At 69.3% G+C, this 23,966-nt stretch carries 18 protein-coding genes and 1 pseudogene; 6 read left to right on the plus strand and 13 right to left on the minus strand.

Annotation, left to right across the window (positions count from 1 at the left end):
* The first annotated feature begins 69 nt into the window (after positions 1–69).
* Positions 70–1,263, plus strand: a complete 1,194-nt coding sequence (locus ACFWM2_RS06235; RefSeq protein WP_383273528.1) for a sensor histidine kinase — start codon at positions 70–72, stop codon at positions 1,261–1,263.
* Positions 1,260–1,913 (plus strand): response regulator, encoded by a 654-nt coding sequence (locus ACFWM2_RS06240; RefSeq protein WP_383273530.1) that lies wholly within the window; start codon positions 1,260–1,262, stop codon positions 1,911–1,913. The genes ACFWM2_RS06235 and ACFWM2_RS06240 overlap by 4 nt, the downstream gene beginning before the upstream one ends.
* Before the next feature lie 33 nt (positions 1,914–1,946).
* On the opposite strand, the pseudogene ACFWM2_RS06245 reads toward ACFWM2_RS06240, so the two are convergent.
* A pseudogene (locus tag ACFWM2_RS06245) lies at positions 1,947–2,057 on the minus strand (transposase); the annotation flags it as partial.
* Between the two features lie 462 nt (positions 2,058–2,519).
* Between ACFWM2_RS06245 and ACFWM2_RS06250 the strand changes: the two are divergent.
* A complete protein-coding gene (locus tag ACFWM2_RS06250) occupies positions 2,520–3,479 on the plus strand; it encodes a hypothetical protein (RefSeq protein WP_383273532.1) in 960 nt (319 codons plus the stop codon).
* Positions 3,480–3,537: 58 nt separating this feature from the next.
* Here ACFWM2_RS06250 and ACFWM2_RS06255 read toward each other — a convergent pair whose 3' ends face one another.
* From ACFWM2_RS06255 to ACFWM2_RS06270, 4 genes are all read right to left on the minus strand, one after another.
* Positions 3,538–3,795 carry a hypothetical protein gene (locus tag ACFWM2_RS06255; protein ID WP_383273534.1) on the minus strand — a complete coding sequence of 86 codons (258 nt, stop codon included), beginning with the start codon at positions 3,793–3,795 and terminating at the stop codon, positions 3,538–3,540.
* Positions 3,782–4,096, minus strand: a complete 315-nt coding sequence (locus ACFWM2_RS06260) for a DUF6400 family protein (protein ID WP_383273536.1) — start codon at positions 4,094–4,096, stop codon at positions 3,782–3,784. The genes ACFWM2_RS06255 and ACFWM2_RS06260 overlap by 14 nt, the downstream gene beginning before the upstream one ends.
* A 464-nt stretch (positions 4,097–4,560) precedes the next feature.
* Positions 4,561–5,400 carry a S1 family peptidase gene (locus ACFWM2_RS06265; protein WP_383274213.1) on the minus strand — a complete coding sequence of 280 codons (840 nt, stop codon included), beginning with the start codon at positions 5,398–5,400 and terminating at the stop codon, positions 4,561–4,563.
* A 703-nt stretch (positions 5,401–6,103) separates the two neighbouring features.
* Positions 6,104–7,042, minus strand: coding sequence for an SDR family oxidoreductase (locus ACFWM2_RS06270; protein ID WP_383273538.1), 939 nt, complete (start codon positions 7,040–7,042; stop codon positions 6,104–6,106).
* 136 nt (positions 7,043–7,178) lie between these two features.
* Here ACFWM2_RS06270 and ACFWM2_RS06275 point away from each other — a divergent pair, with 136 nt between their 5' ends.
* Positions 7,179–7,745 (plus strand): TetR family transcriptional regulator, encoded by a 567-nt coding sequence (locus ACFWM2_RS06275; protein WP_383273540.1) that lies wholly within the window; start codon positions 7,179–7,181, stop codon positions 7,743–7,745.
* 306 nt (positions 7,746–8,051) lie between these two features.
* On the opposite strand, the gene ACFWM2_RS06280 is transcribed toward ACFWM2_RS06275, so the two are convergent.
* The gene (locus ACFWM2_RS06280) at positions 8,052–8,783 is read right to left on the minus strand and encodes an SDR family oxidoreductase (protein ID WP_383273542.1); all 732 of its coding nucleotides are present in this window, start codon (positions 8,781–8,783) and stop codon (positions 8,052–8,054) included.
* Between the two features lie 159 nt (positions 8,784–8,942).
* On the opposite strand from ACFWM2_RS06280, the gene ACFWM2_RS06285 reads away from it, so the two are divergent.
* Together ACFWM2_RS06285 and ACFWM2_RS06290 are read left to right on the plus strand one after the other, a co-directional pair.
* Entirely contained in the window at positions 8,943–9,419 is a 477-nt protein-coding gene (locus ACFWM2_RS06285; protein ID WP_383274216.1) for an RrF2 family transcriptional regulator, read from the plus strand.
* A gap of 579 nt (positions 9,420–9,998) precedes the next feature.
* Entirely contained in the window at positions 9,999–11,798 is a 1,800-nt protein-coding gene (locus tag ACFWM2_RS06290; RefSeq protein WP_383273544.1) for a glycoside hydrolase family 15 protein, read from the plus strand.
* Here ACFWM2_RS06290 and ACFWM2_RS06295 read toward each other — a convergent pair.
* The 7 genes from ACFWM2_RS06295 to ACFWM2_RS06325 all read right to left on the minus strand — a co-directional run bounded on the left by ACFWM2_RS06295 (position 11,744) and on the right by ACFWM2_RS06325 (position 23,840).
* Positions 11,744–12,481 (minus strand): class I SAM-dependent methyltransferase, encoded by a 738-nt coding sequence (locus tag ACFWM2_RS06295; protein WP_383273546.1) that lies wholly within the window; start codon positions 12,479–12,481, stop codon positions 11,744–11,746. The genes ACFWM2_RS06290 and ACFWM2_RS06295 overlap by 55 nt on opposite strands.
* Positions 12,482–12,487: 6 nt before the next feature.
* Positions 12,488–16,846 carry an aminotransferase class I/II-fold pyridoxal phosphate-dependent enzyme gene (locus ACFWM2_RS06300; RefSeq protein ID WP_383273548.1) on the minus strand — a complete coding sequence of 1,453 codons (4,359 nt, stop codon included), beginning with the start codon at positions 16,844–16,846 and terminating at the stop codon, positions 12,488–12,490.
* 126 nt (positions 16,847–16,972) lie between these two features.
* The gene (locus ACFWM2_RS06305; protein ID WP_383273550.1) at positions 16,973–18,589 is read right to left on the minus strand and encodes a right-handed parallel beta-helix repeat-containing protein; all 1,617 of its coding nucleotides are present in this window, start codon (positions 18,587–18,589) and stop codon (positions 16,973–16,975) included.
* Positions 18,590–18,594: 5 nt separating this feature from the next.
* Positions 18,595–19,563: a UDP-glucuronic acid decarboxylase family protein gene (locus ACFWM2_RS06310; protein ID WP_383273552.1), complete on the minus strand. Its 969-nt coding sequence runs from the start codon at positions 19,561–19,563 to the stop codon at positions 18,595–18,597.
* Positions 19,560–20,903, minus strand: coding sequence for a UDP-glucose dehydrogenase family protein (locus ACFWM2_RS06315; RefSeq protein ID WP_383273554.1), 1,344 nt, complete (start codon positions 20,901–20,903; stop codon positions 19,560–19,562). The genes ACFWM2_RS06310 and ACFWM2_RS06315 overlap by 4 nt, the downstream gene beginning before the upstream one ends.
* Positions 20,904–20,907: 4 nt before the next feature.
* A complete protein-coding gene (gene galE / locus ACFWM2_RS06320) occupies positions 20,908–21,999 on the minus strand; it encodes a UDP-glucose 4-epimerase GalE (protein ID WP_383273556.1) in 1,092 nt (363 codons plus the stop codon).
* Between the two features lie 5 nt (positions 22,000–22,004).
* A complete protein-coding gene (locus ACFWM2_RS06325; protein ID WP_383273558.1) occupies positions 22,005–23,840 on the minus strand; it encodes a glycosyltransferase family 2 protein in 1,836 nt (611 codons plus the stop codon).
* Positions 23,841–23,966 lie beyond the last annotated feature (126 nt).

Consider the following 23,966-nt stretch of genomic DNA (forward strand, 5'->3'; position numbering starts at 1 on the left):
GGTAGGAGGAGTGGCCCTCCTCCCATGGCAGGACCCCAGGCGCACGGGCGTCCGCCTATCGTGGGCCGCGTGAACCGATCTTGGATCGAGCTTGCGTTCGACAGGAGATTCGCCGTCATACGGGTCTTTGCGCTCGCCGGCGTCCTGATCGGCGATTTCCTGCTGCTGCAGCGGCCGTCCGGAGCACAGGACTGGGTCTTTGCCGCAGCGGGGCTCGTGCTGTGCCTGGCAGTGGGTAAGTGGGCGTTCGGCGCACTCCTGGCGCAGTCGGTCCTGCTCGTTGTCGCACACGCGCTGGGCGCCAGCACCGTTTCTTCGTTGAAGGTGCTGGCCGCTGTGACTCTCTTCGAACTGGCGGTTCGGCAGTGCGGGCGCCGCCTGGCCGCTGGGACGACGGCACTGGCGCTTGCCGTCGCTGTGAACCGTCTTGAGGACCTGCCCGGCGACCTTCTCCCGGTGCTCTACAAGATGGGCATCGTCGCAGGCCTGCCACTGCTCCTGGGCGCGTACGTACGCGTGACCCGCGACGCCGCAGTGCAGGCCCGTCAGCACACAGAACAGCAGGAACTCCGTGCCGAACAACAGCTGCTGGCCGCCCGGGCAGCGGAGCGCACCAACATCGCGCGCGAGTTGCATGACCTTGTGGCCCACCATGTCTCCTCCATGGTGCTGCGCGTTGGTGTCGCCCGGCATGTCATCGCCGCCACCAGCACCACCGACCCGCGGATCACCGACGTCCTCGACGACCTGCACTCCAGTGCCGGCGCGGCACTGACTGATCTGCGGCGCCTGGTGGCAGTACTGCGCGCCCCGGACCGTACCGGTCCCGACACCGGTTCTCTGGTCTCGCCCGGGGCGCTGTCGGCGGCATTGGTGTCGGCGGTGGAACACAGCCGCCAGACCGGCCTGGCTGTAACCGCTTCCGTGGATCCCCGTGTCGCACGACTCGACGCGGTACGTGGCCTCGCGGTCCTCCGCCTGGCCCAGGAGGGCTTGGCCAACGCGGCCAAGCACGGCGGGCCCGGCGCACACGCGGAGTTGGCCGTGCGCGTGGCCGATGACGCCGTACACGTGACGATCCACGACGACGGGGCCGGACGAACCCGGCCGTCGGCCCCGGGCCCACCCGGACACGGCTTGATCGGCATGCGCGAACGCGTGCACCTGCTCGGCGGCTGGCTGGATGCGGGCCCCGCGGCTCGGGGCTGGCGGCTCACGGCCGAACTGCCCGCCCTCGCGACCGGCATGGAGCCTCAACTGTGATCCGCATCCTCGTCGTCGACGACCAGCAGCTCGTCCGCATGGGGCTGCGCATGCTCTTCGAGCAGGCTCAGGACATCGAGATCCAGGGCGAGGCGGACAACGGAGCGGAGGCGGTACGACTGGCTGAACGCCTCAATCCCGACGTCGTCCTCATGGACCTGAGAATGCCCGGCATGGACGGCATCACGGCCACCCGCCGCATCCAGGCAGCGCGCCCTGCCACCCGGATCGTCGCCCTCACCACGTTCGACGACGACGACCATCTGTATCCGGTGCTCGCGGCTGGAGCCTGCGGTTTCCTCGTCAAGGACACCCCACCGACCGAACTCCTGGACGCTGTACGCCGGGCCGCCAACGGAGAGGCCCCCTTCAGCCGGGACATCCTTGACCGCCTCGTCGCCCAGGCTCTCCACGCCCGTCCCTCCTCCGACACCCCTACGGACCTCCCGATACCGGCCATCACCCCGCGCGAGCGGGAGGTACTCGGCCTGCTCGGCGTGGGCCTGTCCAACAAGGAGATCGCCGAGCGGCTGCATCTCGGGGTCACCACGGTGAAGACGCACGTGGCGAGCCTGATGGCGAAGACGGGCCGAGACAACCGCATCCGTCTCGCCGTTCTCGCTGTCCTCACCGGCATCACTCCGGACTGACCCGCCCCTGCTCGGAGAGAGCAGCCGCGCTGAGAGCGCGTCTGCGATCCGCCGACGCGGGTGCTTCTCCCGCCGCCCGTTCCTGCACCCCGCCCTCGGAGCAGGCAGCAACGGCTCCACCAACGCCCACTGCTCATCGCTCAGATCCGACGGTTAGCCATCCAGCAGCACTCGCACACCACTCAACGACTCACCCGTACAGCCGATACACCAGATCTCAGACACGCTCTCAGATGTGGCGTGGCAGAACGAAACAGTTTCCCGTCGGTGGTGCGGGCGGTCCGTACTCCTGTCTCGCGACCACGTGATTGCTTGCGTTGAAGCGGCGAGCGATCCCTGACTCGGAGTAGCGCCGTGCGGGCTACTCCAACACGGCCTTGGCAGGCGGCGCTTGAGCGCCTCGCACATCGTGCCGGCGAGCGGGACTGGTCCATGATCTGAGCGAGGGGGGGCTCGCTCGAGCATGTGGTGCCCACTTGCCTTGCGGCGGCCCAAAGGAGCCTGCTTACAGCTCGGCGAACGGTGTTCGGATCTGTGATGCGGCTGTGACCCGGAACTGTGGCCTCCACCACGGTCGCGTGTGGGGGGCGCTGATCAGCTGGCCCGATGCGCAGAGCCGCCGTCCTCATCCTTGTCCTCGCCTCGGGCCTCACGCTCGCGGCGTGTGAGCAGCAGACCGACCCGACCGCGTCCCACGAGCCGCCCCTCTCGTCGGACGACCCGGCATTCCTGCCCCTCGACGCGTACGACATGCCGGACGACGACGTCCGTACGGTCGGCACGGCCCGGTGGACGCTTGCCAAGGAGTGCATGGACCGTCTCGGATTCGACGGCCTGAAGGACCTCGTCACCGACCCCCCACCGGCCTGGCCCCAACGCCCCGCCGGTACGGGCGTAGTACTGACCGTCCTGTACTCGGACGACTTCCGCTACGGCGTCCAGGACCCCCAACAGGCCGCGCGATACGGCTATCAGGCCGCGCAGGCCGAGTACGAACGCCGCTCCCCGAAGGGGAAGTGGACTCTCCCCGAATACCTCGCGCTCACGGGCCAGTTCGCCGGGGATGATCCGAAGACCGTCCACGGGCACCTGATCCCGAAGCGCGGCTGTCTCGGCGAAGCGGACCGAACGATCTTCGGCGGGTACCGCCAGGACCGGAAGGATCCGGTCCTGGACCTGGAGACCCAGAGCCTCCGGCAGGGGATGGAGGACCCCGCCTGGCACAAGGCGGACAAGGCCTGGTCGGCCTGCATGCGGAAAGCGGGTTACCACTACGCCACCCACAAGGACGCCGAGACCGGCAGCGACCGGCAGCGCGAGGAGCTGGAGCAAAGACTGAAAGAGCCACGACGCGACCACACCGAGCCGTCCGCTCCGGAGAAGAAGACCGCCACCGCCGACGCCCGCTGCAAGCAGCGGACCGACTACGTCCGCACCGTGCACGCCATCGACGTACGCATACAGAACCAGCTCATTGCCAAGAACCGGACGAAGCTGGAGGGACAGCGTGACTGGAACCGCGACGCGGCCCGTAAGGCCCAAGACATCCTCGAGGACCGGTCATGACGACCGGCATGGCCATCTGGAGGACGGGTCGAGTTGGGTGGCCGGTTGTAGGTGGAGGCTAGAGGCGGCGCAGACCGCTGGTGATGCGGTTCCATCGGGAGCGAGTGGCGCCGAAGCCGGTCTCGTGCGTCCAGACGTGCCGGCACGAGGGGCACTGCAGATGGAGCAGGCTGCCGGTGTGGGAGAGCAGGTAGCGCCAATGATCGGAGCACGACCGGCGCTGCGCGCATGGCGTGCAGTCCTGGCTGTCGGCGCAGCTCGGGCAGGCCACCCAGGCGCGGCGTCCGATTTCGGCCTGCGGATCAAGAGGCAGCACGGCCGCTCCCTCGTTCGGGGAGCACGCCCGCTTTGACCAGGTTCTCGTAGAGTCGCTGCTGCTCCTCGTCGAGCCCGGAATACAGCAGGTCGTACGCCGCTTCCTCGCCGCTCAGCACTTCGATCGGGTCCCAGTCCTGCCCGAGGGCTTCCAGGATGTGGGCCCGTCGTCTCACCTCGTGATCGGCGAGATCGACGGCGAACTCGACCAGCGCGGGGTCGGTCTCGTGACCGGGGTCTGCCGGACGCTTGGATGGCGGCCCGTCTGGTCCGCTGGAGGGATTCGAGTGGTGCGGGGACATGGGACCGAACTTAGGCAACCCTTTCTTCTTGAGGCAAGAGGAGGTGGGTGAAGTCACAGCAGGTCACACGATGTCGGGGTGGGGCGTGTCCGGGCGGCGGGGGAGGGGATCGCTCTGGCTGGCAGGAACGAGGGATCTCGACCTTTCTTCGCAAAACTGAGCAAAAGGTACGCCGGCGCTTGTGTCTGGTGTCTGGTGTCTGGCGTTTGGTGTCGACGCGTCCAAGCGGAAGGCTGACCGCGGAGGGGGCGCTCGGGGGCTGTGTTTGAGGGTCTCGCCTTCGTCAAGATCGATGCCGTCGGACCGGGCTGTGTGGCCGTCGAACCTTGCCGCATCGCCGTCGGACCGGCCTGCATGGCTGTCGGACCGGCCGGCATGATGCTGGGGCCCCGGGCGGTTGGCCGCGTTGCGTCAGTGGCGGCCTGGCGCGGCGGAAACTGGCACTGAGCACGTCTGACGCGTCGTCAGTAGACGGACAGTTCGTAGGTGTTCAGCACTTCCTGGATCGGCTGGTAGTAACTGGTCCCTCCCGAGGTGCAGTTCCCGGAGCCGCCGGAGAGGATGCCGATGACCTTGTCTCCTGCGTAGAGCGGGCCGCCGCTGTCGCCCGGCTCGGCGCAGATGTTGGTCTGGATCAACCCGTTGACCGCGGTTCCGCCTGCGTAGTTGACGGTCACGTTCAACGCGGTGACTACGCCGCATCGGATGCCGGTGGTCGCTCCCCGGCGGCAGACACTCTGGCCGACGTAGGCGGTCGCGGTCCCGGTGACGTCGACGGTTCCGATGGTGCCGGGGTGTGGCACCGCCGGGTTGGAGTACCGGACGACACCGAAGTCGTCGCCGGGGAAGCTGGTGCCCGTGGTGGGACCGACCGCGGTGGTCATGGCGGAACTGGTGTACCAGGTCGGCATGCTGGTGGTGCAGTGGCCGGCGGTGACGAAGTAGTAGGTCGAGCCGCTTTGCACGTTGACCCCTGCCGAGCAGCGCCCGGCGGGGGCGTAAATGCCGTCGCCGCCCGACATCAGAGTGCGCAGCCGGCCGTCGAGCCGTCCAAGGGTGAGGGCGCCGGGAGTACGCGCGGTGGCTCGGCGGAGTCTGACCAGGTCCGCGTCCGCGACCGAGGAGTCGGCGAGAACCCGCAGCTTCCCGGTGTGTTCGTCCACGGCCGAGGTCGTCCCGGCGATCCCCAGGGCCTCGACGGCTGAGGCCGCGCTGGACAACGAGGAGGCCGATGGCGCGACGCCGGCCGAAGTCGCTGCGGCCGCGCTGGTTCCCGAGCCCGCGAGGGCGGCCACGACGAGCATGCTCAACGCGGAGGCGATCAGCCGGGAACGTTTGATGCCGGCACAGCGCGCTCTAATCACCGAAGTCTCCCCGTGGACGGTCGGTCAGGTTCGGGAACGCCCGACTGGTCACCGGGCGGCCGTGCTTCCGTGCTTCCGTGCCGAGCTTCCGTGCCGTGTTTTCGTGGTGCTGGTGCTGGTGCTGGTGCTGGTTCGGTGCGCTACGAGACGTGCGCCCGTGCCCCGGCGTTCCTACGGCCGACACGCGATGGCCCGACTACGGCGGGACACGCCCACGACCTGGCCCGCGACGCCCGATGGACGCTCGCCAACACCTCAGTGTGCCCGGCCGTGCCCGGCGAGGATAGGCCGCCTCCCGCAAGGGACTGACCCGCGCAGCGTCCAGGTCGGCGTCGGTGTACGGACGCGACGAAGCCACGTGCAACTGCCCTTCATCAGCGCAGGGTCCGCGAGCGGATTCCTGACGCCGGCCCGCCCAGGCCCTTCGCCGCCGCCGCACGCCGCACCGGATCCGCTCCGCCCAACTCCCGTAAGAGGAAGGCGATGTGACGCTCCGCCGTCATGGCGGCCCCCCCCCGGAACGGAGACACCCGAACGGCACGAAGGTTGCCCTCCACCTGCCGAGAGGCTCCATCCTGGAGCACACACGGTCGGCCGGAATGCGAGACGACGGGACCGGGCCCGGCGGTCGACCGGTGTGGGGTCAGGCGGACGGGGCGGCGAAGTAGTGGCCCTTGTCGAGGTCGTCGATGAGGCCGGGCGAAGCCGGCTGCCACCCCAGCAGTTCGCGGGTGTACGCGCTGGAGGCGGCACTGTCGACGCCGAGGAAGCCGGCCAGCCAGGTGAAGTGCGCGGTCGCGTCGTCGGGGTGGACCGAGGTCACGGGGAGGCCGAGGTGCCGCCCGATCACTTCTGCGACCGTGCGGATCGGCACACCTTCGTCCGCGACCGCGTGCAGCGTGGAGCCGGCCGGAGCGCTCTCCAGGGCGAGGCGGAAGAGATGCGCGGCGTCGGACCGATGCACGGCGGGCCAGCGGTTGGCGCCGTCGCCGATGTAGCCGGAGACGCCCTTCTCGCGGGCGATGGCGACCAGGGTGGCCATGAAGCCGTGGTCCCCGTCGCCGTGCACGGTGGGAGGGAGCCGGACCACCGACGAACGCACGCCGCGGTCCGCGAGGGAGGCCGTCGCGTGCGCGTTGGCCAGCCGCTTGACCAGGCCGCCGGACGCGCGGGGGGCGGTGGCCGAGCCGGACGCCTGTCCGTCCCGCTCGGTCGCCACCTGCCCCGGTGCCAGCCCGAGCGTCCCGGAGGCGATGAGGAACGGACGGTCGGAGCCGGCGAGCGCCTCGCCGAACGTGTCGATGGCACGTCGGTCCGCGTCGGCGGCGGCGCCGAAGCCGCCGCTGAACGCGATGTCGTGCTTGAAGGCGAGGTGGATCACGCCGTCGGATTCGGCGGCCGCTGTGTGCAGGGTGTCGAGATCGTCCAGCGTGCCGCGGCGGACCTCGGCGCCTGCCTCGGTGAGAGCGGCGGCCGCGGCGTCCGAGCGGGCGAGCCCGACGACCTGGTGGCCGGCGCCGATGAGCTCCGGAACGACGGCTGAACCGATCCAGCCGGAAGCGCCGGTGATGAACACACGCATGAGGAGGACCTCCGGGTATGTCGACCGTCCGCGCCCCGAGCAGCAGGTGTCGTATGTGACGGTCGAACCGATGTCAGTAACTGTCATCAACCGTAGCACCTGATGTCAGTCCCTGTCATCGCGTAGGATCGGGGCCATGGGTCGATGGGAACCGAACGCGCGCGGGCGTCTCGAGCAGGCGGCGCTGGACCTCTACAGCGAGCGTGGGTTCGAGCAGACCACCGCCGCGCAGATCGCCGAACGCGCCGGGCTCACGGAGCGCACGTTCTTCCGTCACTACGCCGACAAGCGCGAGGTGCTGTTCGGGAACGCCCATGCGCTGGAGGAGGCCTTCGTGGAGACCCTCGCCGGCACCCCGGACACGGCCGCGCCGCTCGACGCGATGGCCTCGACGCTGGAGACCATCGCCGCCTACTTCCTGGAGCGCCACGAGTTCGCCCGGCAGCGCCAGGCCGTCATCATGGCGAACGCGGAACTGCGCGAGCGCGAGCTGATCAAACTGGCGTCGCTGTCCTCGGCGCTCGCCGCCACGCTGCGCCTGCGCGGCGTCAGGGAACCGGCCGCGAGCCTCACCGCGGAGGCGGGCATCGCCGTGTTCAAGGTCGGGTTCGAGCGCTGGGTCGGTGAGGGCGGGGAGCGCACTCTGGCCGACTTCCTGCGGGAGTCCGTCGACGAGCTCAGAGCGGTGGCTGCCGGCGAGTGAGCGCGGGGCGAGCCGGGGGCCGTCGCCCCTCGAGGGTGGTTGGTCAACCACCCTCCGCCCAGGAGTGGTTGACACACGCACACGCCCCGCCTCCGGTGGGGCGGCTCCATGTCGAGGGGTGGCTCAGGCAGTCGGGCGGCGCAAGGCAGGCCGACTGCCGCCGGGGCGGCGGGGCGGCGGTGAGCGTGGCGGCGTTCGATCGTCGAGCGGCGGGAGGCGATCCTGTCCGGCCCGCGCGAATACTGCGACGACATCGCCTTCAAGGCCTCGGCAGCGACATCACCCTCAAGGCCCCGACTGATGCGCCTACTTCAGCCAGTCGGTGTAGTGGGTGGGGGCGATGCGGGCGCCGTTCTTGGGGGTGAGGACGTCGCCCTGGACGGCGGCGAACATGCCGGCGGTGTCATCGGTGGTCACCGACCGCTTGTCGCCCTTGAAGGAGAGGGTGATCCGGCCCAGTTCGTCGAGCGGGTAGGCGTCGGGACCCGCGACGTCGAGGGTGCCGTCGAGCGGCGCCCCGGCCGCGATGTCGGCGACGGCGGCGGCCACGTCGGCCGCGGCGATCGGCTGGAGCCGAGTGCGGGGCAGGCGGACCGTGTTGTCGTCGGCGGTCCAGGAGAGGACGGCCTCGATGAACTCCATGAACTGCGTGGCGCGGACGATGGAGTAGGGGAGGGACCCGGCCTTGAGGAGGTCTTCCTGGAGGGTCTTGGCCCGGTAGTAGTCGAGCTCCGGTACCTGGTCCACGCCGACGATGGACAGGATGACGAAGTGCCCGACTCCCGCCCGCTGGGCGGCGGACAGGAGGTTGTCCATCGAGGTCTGGAAGAACGCGGGGGACGCCTCGTCGAAAGTCGGCGAGTTGGTCAGGTTGACGACCACGTCGGTGTTGGCGAGTGCCGCGTCGAGCCCCTGACCGGTGAGGACGTCGATCCCGGTGGACAGCGCGTGCGGCGTCGCCTCGTGCCCGGCCGCGTTCAGGTTCTCCACGACCTTTGAGCCGATCAGTCCCGTGCCGCCGATGACTGCGAACTTCATGGCATGTCCTGCCCTTCTTGAATGATCTGTGCCCGCTGTGGGTGCCGTTGCGTGTTTTGGGTGCACGCCGATCCAACTCGGATACTTCTTATCCGAGATAATACTCGGACATCGCATGTCCGAGTCAAGGGGAGGGTGGATTAGAGTGGAGAAGTGAAGATGTCAGGAGGGGTCGAGTGGGCGTTGCACTGCTGTGTCGTGCTGACGGCGGTGGACGAACCGGTGCCGGCCGCGCGGCTGGCGGAGCTGCACGACGTCTCGCCCAGCTATCTCGCCAAGCAGCTCCAGGCTCTCTCGCGCGCCGGACTCGTACGGTCGGTCCAGGGCAAGGCGGGGGGCTACGTCCTCACCCGCTCCGCCGAGCTGATCACGGTGCTGGACGTCGTAGAGGCTGTCGACGGGCCCGGCCCGGCCTTCGTCTGCACCGAGATCCGCCAGCGGGGACCGATGGCCACCCCGCCGGAGTCCTGCACCGCACCCTGCGCCATCACGCGCGCCATGGCCGGCGCCGAGAGCGCATGGCGCGACGCCCTGCGATCGACATCAGTGGCCGACTTGGCCCGCGGCGTCAAATCCGACTACGGTCCTGGCGCGCTGGCCGGCATCAGCACATGGTTGAGCGCGACCGAGGCATAGGCCCCTCATCGCGCCGACGTCCACGCACGCGAAGCCAGTCGCTCCTTCGAGCAAGTGAGTCTCGAGGAGCTCTGTGAGGCGGCGACATCGTCGCAACCCGCCCCGGTGCCGGCTAGGCCGCGGACGGGAGACGGTTGGCGAGGCGGCCACGGCAGATAGTCGCCGACTTCCACCGCGCGGGGGTCAAGGTCCTGCTTCCGGTCCACCCGTGGGACGTCGGCACCCGTGACCCGGATCAGCCCTGGTCGGCGGTACTACCCAAGAGCATGGCCGGGATCGGCGCCGACGGCCTCAACGGTGACGCCATGGATGCGGTCGGCACGACGTGCCGCACTGTGAAGATCCTTCAGGACCTGGGGCAGGCATGGGCCGGCCGGCGTCAGGAACCGAGTGCCCGGCCGGCGTCCGAAATCGCGTGCCCGGCCGCGACGGCCGAAGCGCCAGACCGCGAGAACGCCCGTCTGAAGGCGGCACGGGCAGTGGCAGGGCAGGGAGCCGCGGTCGCAGGCAGGAGTACGGGAGACCGACGGGCGGCGTAGTCTGGGATTACGGCAATGTGCACCTCGGCGTAGTACCGACATGAACAGACCCATCGAGGACTACGCACTTCTGAGCGACCTGGAAACCGCCGCCATGATCGGCAGGGACGGTTCCGTCGACTGGCTGTGTCTGCCGCGCTTCGACTCCCCTTCCTGTCTGGCCGCTTTGCTGGGCGGGTCGGACAACGGGTTCTGGCGTGTCGCTCCCGCAGGTGGCAGGACATGCACGCGCCGGAGGTACCGCAAGGACACGCTGGTCCTGGACTCGGAGTGGGAGACCGGTACGGGGACGGTGCGTGTCACAGACTTCATGCCTCCTCGCACAAAGCTTCCGTGCCTGGTGCGCATGGTCGAATGCCTGTCCGGCGTCGTGTCTCTGCGCAGCGAACTCAGGCTGCGTTTCCACCACGGGCGGGTCGTTCCCTGGACCCGTCTCACCGACGGCTGCACCGTCGCGGTAGCCGGACCGGACGCCGTCTGGCTGAGCGCCGACGGTCCGGTCGAGCTTCTCGACGACGAGATGTCGACGGTCGTCGACTTCACCCTCACGGCAGGTCGTCGGCTGTCCCTGACACTGGTCTGGGCGCCCTCGCACAGAGACGGCCTGCCCGCTCCGCTCTGCGTGCCTGCGGAAACGGCGCTGAAGGAGACCGGAGACTTCTGGCGGCACTGGAGCGCCAAGTGCCGTTATCAAGGTCCGTGGCGCGAGGCCGTGGTGCGCTCCCTGATCACGCTCAAAGCGCTCACCTACGCGCCCACAGGCGGCATCATCGCCGCCCCCACCACCTCGCTGCCCGGACACATCGGCGGAGAGCGCAACTGGGACCACCGCTTCTGCTGGCTGCGCGATTCCACCCTCACTCTGTCCTGCCTGCTGCGCAGCGGCTACCACGAGGAGGCGGCTGCCTGGCTCGAATGGCTCGTCCGCGCCATCGCGGGTGACCCCGCCGAACTGCAGGCTGTGTACGGTGTCGCCGGGCAACGGCTCCTCCCGGAGACGGAGGCCCCCTGGCTGCCCGGTTACGAGGGGTCGCGGCCTGTGCGGTTCGGGAATGCCGCGATGGGTCAGTTCCAGCTCGACGTGTACGGCGAGGTCCTGGACGCCCTGTGGCTGTCCCTGCGGGCGGGGATCGAGCTGCCGGCGCATGTGTGGAGCCTGGTGAGATCCCTCATGCGCTTCCTCCAGGTCCACTGGCGCGATCCCGACCAGGGGCTGTGGCAAGTACGTGGCCCTGCTCGGCAGTTCGTCCATTCCAAGGTCATGGCGTGGGTCGCCGCCGACCGTGCGCTGCGCCTCGGTGGGCTGCTCGGCGTCGAGGTGCCGGACGTCTGGTGGGCCATGCGCGACGCGGTGGGGCGCCAGGTGTGCCGGGACGGATGGGACCCGCGACAGCGCTCGTTCGTCCAGGTCTACGGTTCACCGGACCTCGACGCGTCGGCCCTGCTGATGCCCGGGCTCGGCTTCCTGCCCGCGGACGACACACGGGTGCGCGACACCGTACGGGCCATGCGGACGCTGATGCGCGGCGGGTTCGTGCGCCGCTACGCGGGGGACGGTGTGCCCGGCGCCGAAGGCGCGTTCGTGTCGTGTTCGCTGTGGTACGCCAACGCCCTGGCGGCCACCGGCGAGACCGGGGAGGCGTACGACGTCTTCGAGAGGGTCCTCTCGATCCGCAACGATGTCGGCCTGCTTTCCGAGCAGTGGGACCCGGACCAGCGCCGCCAACTGGGCAACGCCCCACAGGCGTTCAGTCATATCGCCCTGGTGGAGACGGCGCTCGCACTTCAGGCGCGCGGCGCCGAGACCGCCGAGAGCAGGACCATTCCGGAGTCGCCGTAGTCCGGCAGGGTGGGGTCGGTGTCGATGCGCGTGACCGTGAGGTGCTGGGTGAGAGGGGTGAACACCGCCTCGACGAGGTCCGGGTCGACCGGGCAGCCCGGCCACCGTGACGCGGGGCCGATGCGGTAGGTCGGCATGTTCTCCATGAAGGCGGCAACCAGGTACCCGCCCGGCACCACGGAGCCCACGAAGAGCCGGCAGAAGTCCGTGAACTCAGCGAAGTCCTCCGTGATTCCTTCGGCGACGAAGTTCATGGAGGCGAGGTCGTAGGTACCCGGGGCCAGCAGGCGGACGTCGCCGTGGATGACGTGCACGGGTGAGAGTGCCTTCGACATGGGCGCGACAACCATCGGGTTGAAGTGTCGGGACAGTGCGTGAAAGGGCTCCCAGCCCTCGTCGGGCCCCTCGTCGAGCTGCCTCTTCAGGTAGGCGATGTTCGCCGCTCCTGCCTCGACCGCGTCGATGTGGCGGCTCGCGGCGGACGCCAGCATCAGCGGGTAGAGGTTGGGGCCGGCGCCGAACTCCACGGAGCGGCCGATGCTTCCCGGTGTGAACCGGCGGTAGACCGCGGAGTGGTGGGCGATGACAGCCGCGTCACAGGGGTGCAACTCGCGGTAGTTCTCCGCGAGGTAGTCATCGACGGGCCAACAGTCCCAATCGACATCGTCGTTGAGGATCGGCATACGGGCTCAGTCCCTGGATCGCAGCAGGTGGCGCTCGGAGAGCAGGGTCAGGGTGTCGGCGAGCCGGCTGATGTCGGCGTCGGAGTTGAGCGCGGTGATCTGGACACGGAACCCGACCTGTTCGCGGGGCACGAGGGGATGGGCTGCCAGCGTCACATAGATGCCCTGCTCCCACAGGAGTGCGGCGACCGCGTCGAGGTGGGCCGCATGGGCCAGGGGGATCTCCACGATCGGCAGGCAGTCCGTGTTGAGCGTCTGTGCGCCGAGGCCGTGCAGGTGATCGAGCACGCGGGTGGTCTTGCGGTGCAGCTCGGCCCGGATGGCGTCGCCGCGCCGGTCGTTGACTTCGAGGCCGGCCGAAGCCGTGGCGAGTGAGGCCGTCGGCGACGGACCCGAGTAGAGGTAGGGCGCCGCAGCCGTCTTGAGACGGTCCTTGAGATCGGAGGGCAGCGCGAGGAAGGCCAGCAGCGATGAGTACGCCTTGGAGAAGCCACCGACGAGCACGATTCCGTCGTACGTCTCTCCCGTGTGCCGGACGACGCTGTTGCCGCGCACACCATAAGGACACGGCTCCTGCGGAGTACGCTCCCCGATGACACCGAAACCGTGGCAGTCGTCGACGTACAACGTCGCACCCCGGCGGCGGCAGATCCCTGCCAGCGTCGGCAGGTCGGGAACGTTCCCGCTCATGCTGTTGACACCGTCGACACAGACCAGACGGGGTGCGCACCCCGGCGCGCCGCGCAGCATGGCGTCCAGTTGGTCGGGCCGCTCGGCACGGAAGCTGCGCAGTGTCGCACCCTGTCCGCGGGCCACCGCACAGCCGTCGTACACGGTCCGGTGGGCGGTCGCCTCGATGAAGACATGGCCCTGGTCGGCCAGGACGGGGATCACCGAGGCGTGGATGAGGGTCGCCGTGGGGAGCAGCAGCGTGTCCGGCGCGCCGAGCAGGGTGGCGAGCCGCTCCTCGATGTCGGGGTACAGGCGCTGGCTGCCGAGCAGTCTGGACCAGCTCGGGTGCGTACCCCACTGGCGTACGGCGGGCTCGATCGCGTCGATGATCTCGGGATCGCAGTCGAAGCCCAGGTAGTTGCAGGAGGCGAAGTCGATCAGCCAGTGGTCTCCGCTGCGGATGTGGCGGCCACGCACCTCGTCGAGGACAGCGTCGCTCATGGGGCTGGTCCGCCTGAGGTGTTCGAGGTCGACCGAGCGCCGTTCGCGCCGAGCCCGCGGGGTTTCGCGCTCGGCCCTGGGTGAGGACGGACGCTCCTGCCGCAGGACGGAGGGAGGCACCTGCGCCAGGCGGGCGTTCCGATCCCCGCCCACCGGCGTGCCGTTCGTCCGGTGCGGGGCTCGTTCCTCCTTCGGCTGCCGCAGCAGCAACCCGCTCTGTTCCACCGTCATCGGCCGCGCGAACAGAAAGCCCTGGCCGAACCGGCACCCCATCCCGGCCAGCAGGTCCCGCTGTGCGTAGTCTTCGACTCCCTCGGCGATCACTCCCAGGCCGAGTGTGCCGGCCAGGTTGACGATGCCCTCGACGAGCGCTTCCTGCCGACGGTCCCATGCGATGTCGTCGATGAACGTCTTGTCGATCTTCAGCACGTCGACCGGGAACTCCCGCAGATAGCGCAGCGAGGAGAAGCCGGTGCCGAAGTCGTCGACCGCGATGTGCACACCCAATTCCTTCAGAGCCCACATTGCCGACTGGACCTGCGGGTCCTGGCGCATCAACACCGTCTCGGTGAGCTCCAGCTGCAGCGACCCCGGGGCGAGGCCGGGCGTCCCCAGTACTTTGCGCACCTCGTCCAGGAAGCCCTTGTCCCCGAACTGATGGGCGGACACGTTGACGCTGACGTACGGCGGATCGCCCTGCCCCGCCAGGCGTTGCAGGCCCGCGATGTCGGAGGCGGCGTTCTCCATGATCCAGGCGCCCAGGGGTGTGATGTGTCCCGTCTCCTCGGCCAACGCGATGAACCGCTCCGGCGGGACCGACGCGTGCCGGGGCTGTGGCCAGCGGGCCAGTGCCTCGAAGCCGACGATCTCACCCGCGGTGATGTCCACGACGGGCTGGTAGCGCAGCGCGAACTCCGCGCCGGCGACGGCGTTGTCGAGGCGGGCCTGCATGTCGTGCCGCTCCACCATCCGTACTCGCAGCCTGGGCTGGAAACCGCGCCACTGGCGTTTGCCGGCCGCCTTCGCCGAATAGAGGGCCAGGTCGGCATGGCTGAGCAGTTCCTCCGCGTCCGTGCTGTCCCTGGCGGTGGCCACGCCCACACTGGCGGAGACGCTCATGGAGCCCCCCGGCAGGCTGAAGGGCCTGCCCAGTGTCTGGATCACCTGCGCTGCCAGCAGTTCCGCGTCGACCGGTGCCTTTGCGTCCTCCATGAGAACGGCGAACTCGTCACCGCCGAGCCGGGCCGCCGTGTCGCTGCGGCGCAGCGCTCCCGACAGGCGCTCGCCGACGGCCGTCAAGAGATGGTCCCCGGTCGTGTGCCCCATCGTGTCGTTGACCATCTTGAAGTCGTCCAGGTCGATGAAGAGCAGACACGTGAGCGCCGACGCACGACGGCCGCGAAGCAACGCGCGCTCGATGCGTTCGAGCAGCAGAACCCGGTTGGGCAGTCCCGTCAACGGGTCGTGGAAGGCCCGCTCCGTCAGTTCGTGTTCCAGGCGGCGCTGCTCGGTCACGTCCCGCAGAGTGACGACCAGACCCCGCACCGTGGGATCGTCGCGCAGATCGCTGCAGCGCACCTCGACCTCGATGCGACCGTCGCCGCGCAGCACCCACCAGTGGTCAAGGGTCTTGGGCGACCCGCCGATCCGGATCGTCGAAAGTGCTCCGGCCACTCGGTGCCGTTCCGGGAAGTCGACCAGATCCGGCAGCACCGTGCCGGCCAGCGGAGCCTCGCCGAACACGGCTTGTGCGGACGGGCTCGCGTACCGCACTGTGTCGTCGTCGTCGACGATGAGGATGACGTCGGAGGCATTGCGCACCAGAGTGCGGAAGTACGCCTCGCTCTCCTTCCGGATGACCTCCTCGCGCAGTGCTGTGCGGTCCATGGCGAGTCCCGCGTGTGAGGCCAGGATCTCCAGCGAGCCGCGCATCTCGCCGAGTTGCTGCTCCGGGCCGGCCGCCAACAGCACGCCCGGCAGCTTCGCGGCGGGCCGGTCGGGCGGGATCATGGGGCACACCATGACGAACGGCAGACCGCCGAGAACGTTGGGGATGTCCGGTCCGAGCTCCGCGGTGGGCACCAGACGCGTTCGGCGTGTCGCCAGGTCGTGCGCACGCTCCGTCGGCAGCAGCAGGGTGCCGTGCGGGACCTTCGGCCCGAACAGCGTGCTGACCGCCCTGTCGCACGACTCGGCGATGTCCTGCGGCCGGACCGCTTCCACCATCGAGGCAGCCGCTGTCCGCAACGCCAGCTCCCGCGCCACGGCCCTGCGGTGGGCCACGACCATGCCCGTGAGCCTGAGGATCACGAGCAGGAACAGCACACCGGAGAAGCCGGCGATCGCGGCCGCGTCCTCGGCGTTGCCCGTCAGCCCCTCGTACAGCAGTATTCCCGGCGCGACCAGGGTGGCCACGGCAAGCAGCAACAGCCGGCTCGGATGCGGGAGCAGGGACTCCCGCTGGGGTACGGACGCGGTGAGCTCCACCATGGACGGTTGGAGTGCGGCCAGTCCCCAGGCCGTGTAGAAGACGATCCAGCCGGAATCGAGCAGTGTTCCGGCCTGCCATGTCCCGTTGAGCTGCAGGACCCCGTAGGCGATGTCGAAGCCGAGCAGGGTGAGGGTGCCGAGGACGAGGAGCTGCACAGCGCGGTTACGCCCTGACACCGGGCTGGGCGCGAGCAGTCGGACGAGCAGAGCGAGCACCAGCACGTCGCCCAGGGGGTAGGCGATGCTGATGGCGCGCTCCTGCCAGGACAGGCCATCCACCTGGGTCAGCGGCTGGACCAGGAAGACCCACACAGGCAGCGCGAGTCCCGCGGTGAAGATCAGCGCATCGAGCAGGCTCGGCAGATCGCGGCCGGCCCATCGGTACCGGACGAGGCCGAACAGCCCGGAGGCGAGGAGCGGGTACGTCGCGAGGTAGCAGGCGTCCGCCGGGGAGGGGAACGGGTTGGACGCGTGAAAGTACGCTTCCATGACGTTGTAGTACGTGTCGCCCGTGGCCGAGGCCAGCAGCCCGGCGGCAAGCAGCAGCCAGGGCCACCGGTGTGCGGGGCGATGGACGCCTGTGCCGGTGAGGATTGCAGTGACACCGCCGAGGCCGATGAGGGCCCACAGAGGAGTACGTGTCGCCTCGACGGTCATGTAGACGCTCGTGGCGGCCACGACCAGCACGAGGTAGACGGCCATCAGACGATGTGCCCGCAGCAATGGCAAACGCCTCCCTGCGTCGCAGGACGCCGGGCCCTCCGCCTGGCTCTGGGGCTCCTTCGATCGTAGGCACGGGCGGCGGCCCGGTGCACCTTGTGGGCGGGCTCAGGGCTGGACCGCCCCGACGTTGGGCAGATCTCCGACGTCCCGGCCGAAGTAGTCGACGGTGCCCGGGTCGATGCCGAGCGCCCGCAGGTCGAGGCCGTCGAGTGAGCAGCCGGGGGTGACCAGGTGCGCGTCTTGGGGTGAACCCAGCTCGGGCAGCCGGTCTCCCTCGAAGCAGGGATCTGCCGTCAGACCGGTCGCCTCCTGGCCCACGCGCTCCTGCCCGGTGCCGGCCCGCCAGGTCGGCAGATCCGTATAGGAGCGGCCGCCCCAGTTCACGGTCCACCTTCCCTTGGGCGCGTAGTAGTCATTGCCCTGCAAGGAGACCTTGCTCGCGGCCAGTTCGGAATCCGCTGAGACGAAGGGCTCACCGTCGGTGACCAGGAGGTTGTTGCGGATCCTCACGCCGGTGTTGCCGTCTCGCAGGAGCACCGCGGGGCCGCGGCCGGCGGGGGAATGGGACAGGACCACCGTGTTCTGGTAGACGTCCAGGTCCCGGACAGCCTGGCCGTAAACGGTCAGTGCACCGTGGCGCGGCAGTTTGCGGGCGTCGTCGACACTGATGTTGTAACGGATCGTGTTGCCGGTGTGGGCGCCGTTCCGGTAGCGCGTGAAGACGTAGTAGCCCGAACCGTCGTTCTGGAACGACAGGTTGTACTGAACCCTCGAGTCCGAGACATTCGAGTCGAGGCCGAAGCCGGCGCCGTCCACGCCGGATCCGGTGTGGTTGCGGTAGGACGCGCTGTGCTCGATCAGCACGTCAGTGGAGTCGTAGGTCCACAGGCCCACCGGCCCGGCCGTCGCGTTGGTCGCGGAGCGGTCCCCGTTGTCGTGGGCGCTGGAGTCGCGCAGGGTGGCGTGGCGCACGCCGCCCAGGATGATTCCGTTGCCGGTGTGACGGTCGTGCGCCGCCGGGTCACCGTGGTTGTCGTACGCCTCGACGCCCTTGATGTCGATGTTCTCGTGGGGATAGGTGCGTCGCGCGGGGTCGAAGTCTGGGCCGTAGGTCAGCAGTCCGACGTCTTTGTTGTCGTGCAGTACGGCCTGTCGGATCGTCACGTCCTTGAATCCGGCGGTGCCGGTCGTGGAGCCGACCGCGATGCCCACGCGGAACCCGGAGACGTCCACATCCGAGACGGTCACGTGATCCTGCCTGCCGCCGGCCGGAAGGTCGTTGTAGAGGTTGACGCCCGCTTCGTCGGTCCGGGCGGCGCCCTGTCCCGTCAGGGTGAGGTCCCGGATTTCCACGCCGGCCGTGTCGTGCACGGAGATGCCGGGGGTGTCCGTGGCGTCGATGGTGGCGTGTCCGGAGCCGTACGACCCGATGACCACCGGACGGTTCGCGTCGCCCGCCTCCTTGCTGTCTACGGTCACATTTCCGGGGATCCGGGTACCGCCCTCCAGCAGCAGCCGGTCGCCCGGGTGCAGTGTCACTCGCTCGGCGCGGGCCAGGGACCGCCAGGCCTCGTCGGCCGAGGAGCCGCTTGCGCCGTCATCACCATGGGGGCTGACGTAGTACGTGGCGGCGGCTGGGGCGTAGTGCGGGGTGGCGGCGCAGGCGCCGCCGACGGCCACGAGGAACGTCACGGTGACGGCGACAAGGGTTGTGCGCGGCATCGGAATCAAGCCTCCAAGGGCTGCCCGAGGGTGCGGTGTGCCGGGTGCGGCTGAGCCATGAACCAGTCCACCGTTTTGCGCAGGCCCACGTCGAGGGGGACCCGTGCGGTCCAGCCGAGAAGGTCACGAGCGCGGGTGACGACCGGCCGGCGGCGGCCCGGATCGTCCACGGGCAGCGGACCGAATGCGATGGTCGAGGGGGAGTCCGTCGCCTCGATCACGAGCCGGGCCAGTTCCCGGACCGTGCACTCGGCCGGATTGCCCAGGTTCACCGGCCCGCTGTGGCCGCTGTCGAGCATCGCGAGAAGACCGCGGACGAGATCATCGACGTAGCAGAAGCTGCGTGTCTGACTGCCGTCCCCGTAGAGCGTCAGCGGGCTGCCCTCCAGCGCCTGCCGTACGAAGGTGGACACCACCCGGCCGTCGTGGGGACGCATCCGGGGGCCGTACGTGTTGAAGATCCTTACGATGCCCGTGTTGACGCCGATGCTGCGACGGTAGGCCATGGTGAGCGCCTCCGCGTACCGCTTGGCCTCGTCGTAGACGCTGCGCGGTCCCACCGGATTGACGTTCCCCCAGTACTCCTCGGGCTGAGGGTGCAGCGCCGGGTCGCCGTAGACCTCGCTGGTGGAGGCCAGGAGGAAGCGGGCGCCGCGCCGCATTGCCAGTTGGAGGGCGTTCTCCGTGCCCCGGCTGCCCACCGACAGGGTTTCGAGCGGCAGCCTTCCGTAGTCGGGGGGCGATGCGGGGCTCGCGAGGTGGGCCACCGCATCCAAGGGGCCGGGTACTTCGAACGCCGTGGTCACGTCGGCGCGGACGAGCCGGAAGCGGGGGTGGCCGCGGAGGGGGGCCACATTGAGGGATTCACCGGTGCAGTAGTTGTCCAGGCACCAGACCGTGTCGCCCCTGCCCACCAAGGCTTCGCACAGATGGGAGCCCAGGAACCCGCTGCCGCCGGTCACCACGACCCTCATGACGCACCTCCGCTGGCGAGCTCGGGCGTGCGGCGCATCGGGCGGCCCAGGGCGTGCACTGTCCACCCGGCCGCTCGCCAGGATGGTTCGTCGAGGCCGGTGCGGGCGTCCAGAAGCAGCGGTTCCCGCACGACGGCGGCCAGGGCCACGGGGTCGATCCGCCGGTACTCGGGCCAGGACGTGAGGTGGAGCACCAGGTCCGCGTCCTCGCATGCCTTGGGGATGTCGAGGGCGTACGCGAGCTCGGGGCAGGCGGCACGCGCGTTGTCCAGGGCCTCCGGGTCGTGCACGCGCACGAACGCGCCCTGCTCCTGGAGGGCCATCGCGACGGCGAGGGCCGGCGAGTCGCGTACGTCGTCGCTGCCGGGCTTGAAGGCGGCACCCAGCACGCCGATCCGGCGGGCCATGACAGAGCCGCCGAGAAGTCGTCTCGACGTCTCGACCGTGCGCAGCCGCTGGCGGGTGTTGATCCGGTCCACCTCATGAAGGAACACCACCGCCGCACCGGCCCCGAGCTCTTCGGCCCGGGCAGCGAAGGCGCGGATGTCCTTGGGGAAGCAGCTTCCGCCGAAGCCGAGACCTGGTTCCAGGAAGAGGGGGCCGATCCGGGAGTCCGCGCCGATGGCCCGGGCGAGAACCGTCGCGTCGGCCCCGGCTGCCTCGCACACCTCGGACATGGCGTTGATGAACGAGATCTTGGTCGCGAGGAAGGAGTTCGCCGCCACCTTCACCAGTTCCGCCGTGGCCGGATCGGTGCTGACGTACGGAACTCCCGCCCGCAGCATGGGCTCGTACACCTCTCGCAGCACCGCGTCGGCCCGCTCGGAGGTGACGCCCACGACGAGTCGCTCGGGGTGCATGGTGTCCTGAACCGCCGAACCCTCGCGCAGGAACTCGGGGTTCCACGCGACCTCGGCGCCCGTGGCCGCGCCGGCAAGTCGCCGGGCGAGGCGTTCCGCCGTACCCACCGGCACCGTGGACTTCCCCACGACCAGACTGCCGTGACGCAGATGCGGCGCAAGCCCGTCGATGACGGCGTCGACGAAACGCAGGTCGGCTGCATCGCTGTCGGAACGCTGCGGTGTGCCCACGCACACGAAGTGCGTGGTGGCGAACAGGGCGCCCGCCGCGAGTGACGTGGAGAACCGCAGCCGTCCCGATGCGACGGTCCGGGCGAGCAGTTCGCTCAGACCTGCCTCGTGGATGGGGGCACGACCGGCTGACAGGGACGCGATCCGTTCGGCGTCGATATCGATGCCGAGGACCTCGTGGCCGATGTCCGCCATACAGGCTGCGTGCACTGTTCCCACGTATCCGGTGCCGATGACTGTCAACCGCATGACGTCACTCCTTCGTGCCCGGCCGCCGGGCGGAGCCGGCGTACCCATGGGGATTGAGCTGCTGGAAGTGCCAGGCGTCCCGGCACATCGCGGCGAGGTCCCGGGTGGGGTGCCAATCCCAGGCGCGGGCCACCGCACGCGCATCGGCGACGAGCTCGGGCACATCGCCCGACCGGCGCCCGACGACGTCGTACGGAATGGGTCTGCCGCACGCCGCACTGAACGCGGCGATCACTTCGAGGACCGAACTTCCCTTTCCCGCGCCGAGGTTGAAGACCCGCATACCCGGCCCGTCGGCGAGATGGTCGAGGGCGACGCGGTGCGCCTCGACGGTGTCCATGACGTGGAGGTAGTCGCGGATCGCAGTTCCGTCGGGCGTCGGGTAGTCGTCGCCGAAGACCCGCAGCCGTTCCTGGCGGCCGATGGCCACCTGCGCCACGTACGGCATCAGGTTGTCCGGGGTGCCGCAGGGGTCCTCGCCCAGCAGGCCGCTGGGGTGCGCACCGGCCGGGTTGAAGTAGCGCAGGCAGAGCACCGTGAAATCCGGCCGGCGGTGGCAGACGTCGGAGAGGATCTGCTCGCAGAGCCACTTGGAGTTGGCGTACGGATTGGTGGGCGCCACGGGAGTCGCCTCGTCCAGCGGACCGTGGCCTGCATCGCCGTAAAGGGAACAGGATGATGAGAACACCAGCTGGTGCACGCCGTGGGCATGCATGGCAGACAGCAGCGCGGTCGTTCCGCCGACGTTGATGTCGTAGTAGTCGATGGGCATCCGTGTCGACTCGCCCACGGCCTTGTGCGCGGCAAAGTGCACGACGGCGTCCACAGAGTGTCGGTCGAAGACGGCCGAGAGGGCGGGCCGATCACGGATGTCCAGTTCATAGACGGCACCGACGAAGCGTCCGGCGATTCTTTCCATCCGGGAGAACACTTGCGGGGTGCTGTTGGAGTGGTCGTCGACCACGATCACCTCGTAGCCGTGGTCGAGGAGTTCGACGCAGGCATGGCTGCCGATGAAGCCCGCCCCACCGGTGACGAGGACCGTCGACGGGGCGCTCGTCGGCTTGGCCACTCGCTCTGCCGGCCGCGTGTTCACCGTACTCACCAGCCCAGCACGGCGGCGGCGTACGCCGGATAGAACAAGACCGCCACGGCGACCGGCAGGGACGAGAGCAGGCCGATGGCCAACGGGAGGCGCGCGGAGGACAGGGCGAAGGAGAAGCGCAGACCGGTGGCGCGGGCCGTCTCGTGGATGTGCAGCAGAGGTATGGCGACGGCGACCACCGCGTAGGTCACCGCGGCGAGCAGGCACAGGAAGACATATCCGGCCGAAGGACTGGTGAGTTCGCCCAGCAGGGCGATGGAGGCGAGGGCGGCAGCGAGTACCGCGAACGGGACGATCAGCCTGCACTGCAGCGGCCGCCGCCGGTCGGAACTCTTGGGGGTGACCTTGAACGTGACCTGGCGGTGGTTCACCTTCTGGGCTGCCGCGCCGAACAGACCCAAGATCACAAAAGGCCAGCGGGACAGTGCGAACAGCCAGGTCTCCCAGCTGACGAGCGGTGCTGCTCGCGGGCGCAGCAGTCCGCGTCTGCGCATCAGCAGGAGGGTCAGCACCAGCCAGACGGGCATGGCCCAGAAGTGGAGGAGGAAGTCGAAGTAGTTGACGTTCATCCACGGCAGCCCGGTGAGCACCGCCACCGGTGGGAGCGTCAGGCCCCCGACGATCATCAGGCCCAGGAGGGGGTAGTACCCCAGCGCGTAGGTGAACCGGAGCCGCAGCACGAAGGGCAGTCGCCGCAGGTGGCGCGGCAGCAGGCCAAGCATCATGGTGGTCAGGCTCCTGGACCACTGATACTCCTGCGTCACCATGTCGGCGAACGTCAGCGGTCCGTCGCCGTGCGCCTCGGCGTCGATGGCGAACGCGCCGCGCCAGCCCGCGGAGTTGAGCAGGTACGTGGTGGAGAAGTCCTCGGCCAGTTCGGGCCCGAGGCCTCCGATGTCCCGCAGGGCGCGGGTGCGTACGGCGTAGTGCGACCCGATGCACATCGGTGCCAGGCCGTCGCTGTGACCGAGCTGGACGGCACCGTGCCACACCGCCTCACGATGCAGCCGACCTCGGGCCGCCCATGAGGAGGCGCCGTTCGCGTCACACACGCTGGGGGCGGCGACATAGCCGATCGCAGGGTCGGCGAAGGGCCGGACCATCTCGGTCAGGTAGCCGGCGGCAGGTACGTGATCGCAGTCGAGCTGTGAAACCACCGCATAGTCCGCGTAGCCCCAATGGTCGTAGAAATAGGCGAGGTTGCCTTCCTTGCAGCGCGTACGGCGCGGCCAGTCGGCTCGCTGGTACGCGGTGTCGCCCCACCGTGAGGACGTCCGGACGCGGTGGGTGCGGCACCAGAGCGTGGCCTCTTCGGTGGGGACCTCCTCGCACAGCCAGACGTCGTACGGGTGGGGGAAGTCCTGGGCGAGCATCGCTTGAAGCGTGCGCCGGACGGTCGCCCAGGGCTCCGACGGTGCGCGGGTCACGGCGAAGGCGACCGGCAGCAAGGGGATCGCCAGCGTCGGATCGACCCGGCGCAGTCTGAGGGCCGCGACGAAGAAGTAGGCGGGCAGGACCGTGAGGTAGAGCAGCAGAGCGCTGTTGACGATCAGGCCCGCCCAGCCGGCCCGGTGTTCCGGCTGCAGCCACCAGGACCAGAACCAGACGAAGCTCGCCGCCCAACCCAGGGCAATGGCCACGAGCAGGGCCCGATACCGGCGGGGCAGCACGTGAACAAACGTGGTGGGGCGGACAGCGCGGGCCGGGCTCCGGGGGCCGAATTCAGGACCGCCGGCGGTCACCCGGATGACGTTGCCGTCCGAGATCCTCGCGAGGTGGCGTTCCACCTGGATCCGGTCCGCTTGGGCCGAAGCCTGCTCGCTGTGCGCCATGGGATGACGCCTCCACCCTGAGATACAGCTGAATGCTGTACGCTGACGTCGTACGTTTACGACGTATATATACGACCTTGCGCCTATTGTTTCCTTACGTCAAGGCGGGCCGGCTGAGCGAGGTGA

Source organism: Streptomyces sp. NPDC058371 (assembly GCF_042723265.1).
Lineage (GTDB): Bacteria > Actinomycetota > Actinomycetes > Streptomycetales > Streptomycetaceae > Streptomyces.

Bases quoted from the DNA above. Each gene is read 5' to 3' on its own strand.
- ACFWM2_RS06270 (WP_383273538.1), bottom strand. From the start codon at position 7,042: ATGCGTGTGTTCATCACCGGCGCTTCCGGCTGGATCGGTTCAGCCGTC.
- ACFWM2_RS06260 (WP_383273536.1), bottom strand. From the start codon at position 4,096: ATGTCCCCGCACCACTCGAATCCCTCCAGCGGACCAGACGGGCCGCCA.
- ACFWM2_RS06250 (WP_383273532.1), top strand. From the start codon at position 2,520: ATGCGCAGAGCCGCCGTCCTCATCCTTGTCCTCGCCTCGGGCCTCACG.
- ACFWM2_RS06280 (WP_383273542.1), bottom strand. From the start codon at position 8,783: ATGAAGTTCGCAGTCATCGGCGGCACGGGACTGATCGGCTCAAAGGTC.
- ACFWM2_RS06325 (WP_383273558.1), bottom strand. From the start codon at position 23,840: ATGGCGCACAGCGAGCAGGCTTCGGCCCAAGCGGACCGGATCCAGGTG.
- ACFWM2_RS06295 (WP_383273546.1), bottom strand. From the start codon at position 12,481: ATGCCGATCCTCAACGACGATGTCGATTGGGACTGTTGGCCCGTCGAT.
- ACFWM2_RS06275 (WP_383273540.1), top strand. From the start codon at position 7,179: ATGGGTCGATGGGAACCGAACGCGCGCGGGCGTCTCGAGCAGGCGGCG.
- ACFWM2_RS06265 (WP_383274213.1), bottom strand. From the start codon at position 5,400: ATGCTCGTCGTGGCCGCCCTCGCGGGCTCGGGAACCAGCGCGGCCGCA.
- ACFWM2_RS06285 (WP_383274216.1), top strand. From the start codon at position 8,943: ATGTCAGGAGGGGTCGAGTGGGCGTTGCACTGCTGTGTCGTGCTGACG.
- ACFWM2_RS06310 (WP_383273552.1), bottom strand. From the start codon at position 19,563: ATGAGGGTCGTGGTGACCGGCGGCAGCGGGTTCCTGGGCTCCCATCTG.
- ACFWM2_RS06290 (WP_383273544.1), top strand. From the start codon at position 9,999: ATGAACAGACCCATCGAGGACTACGCACTTCTGAGCGACCTGGAAACC.
- ACFWM2_RS06315 (WP_383273554.1), bottom strand. From the start codon at position 20,903: ATGCGGTTGACAGTCATCGGCACCGGATACGTGGGAACAGTGCACGCA.
- ACFWM2_RS06300 (WP_383273548.1), bottom strand. From the start codon at position 16,846: ATGGCCGTCTACCTCGTGCTGGTCGTGGCCGCCACGAGCGTCTACATG.
- ACFWM2_RS06305 (WP_383273550.1), bottom strand. From the start codon at position 18,589: ATGCCGCGCACAACCCTTGTCGCCGTCACCGTGACGTTCCTCGTGGCC.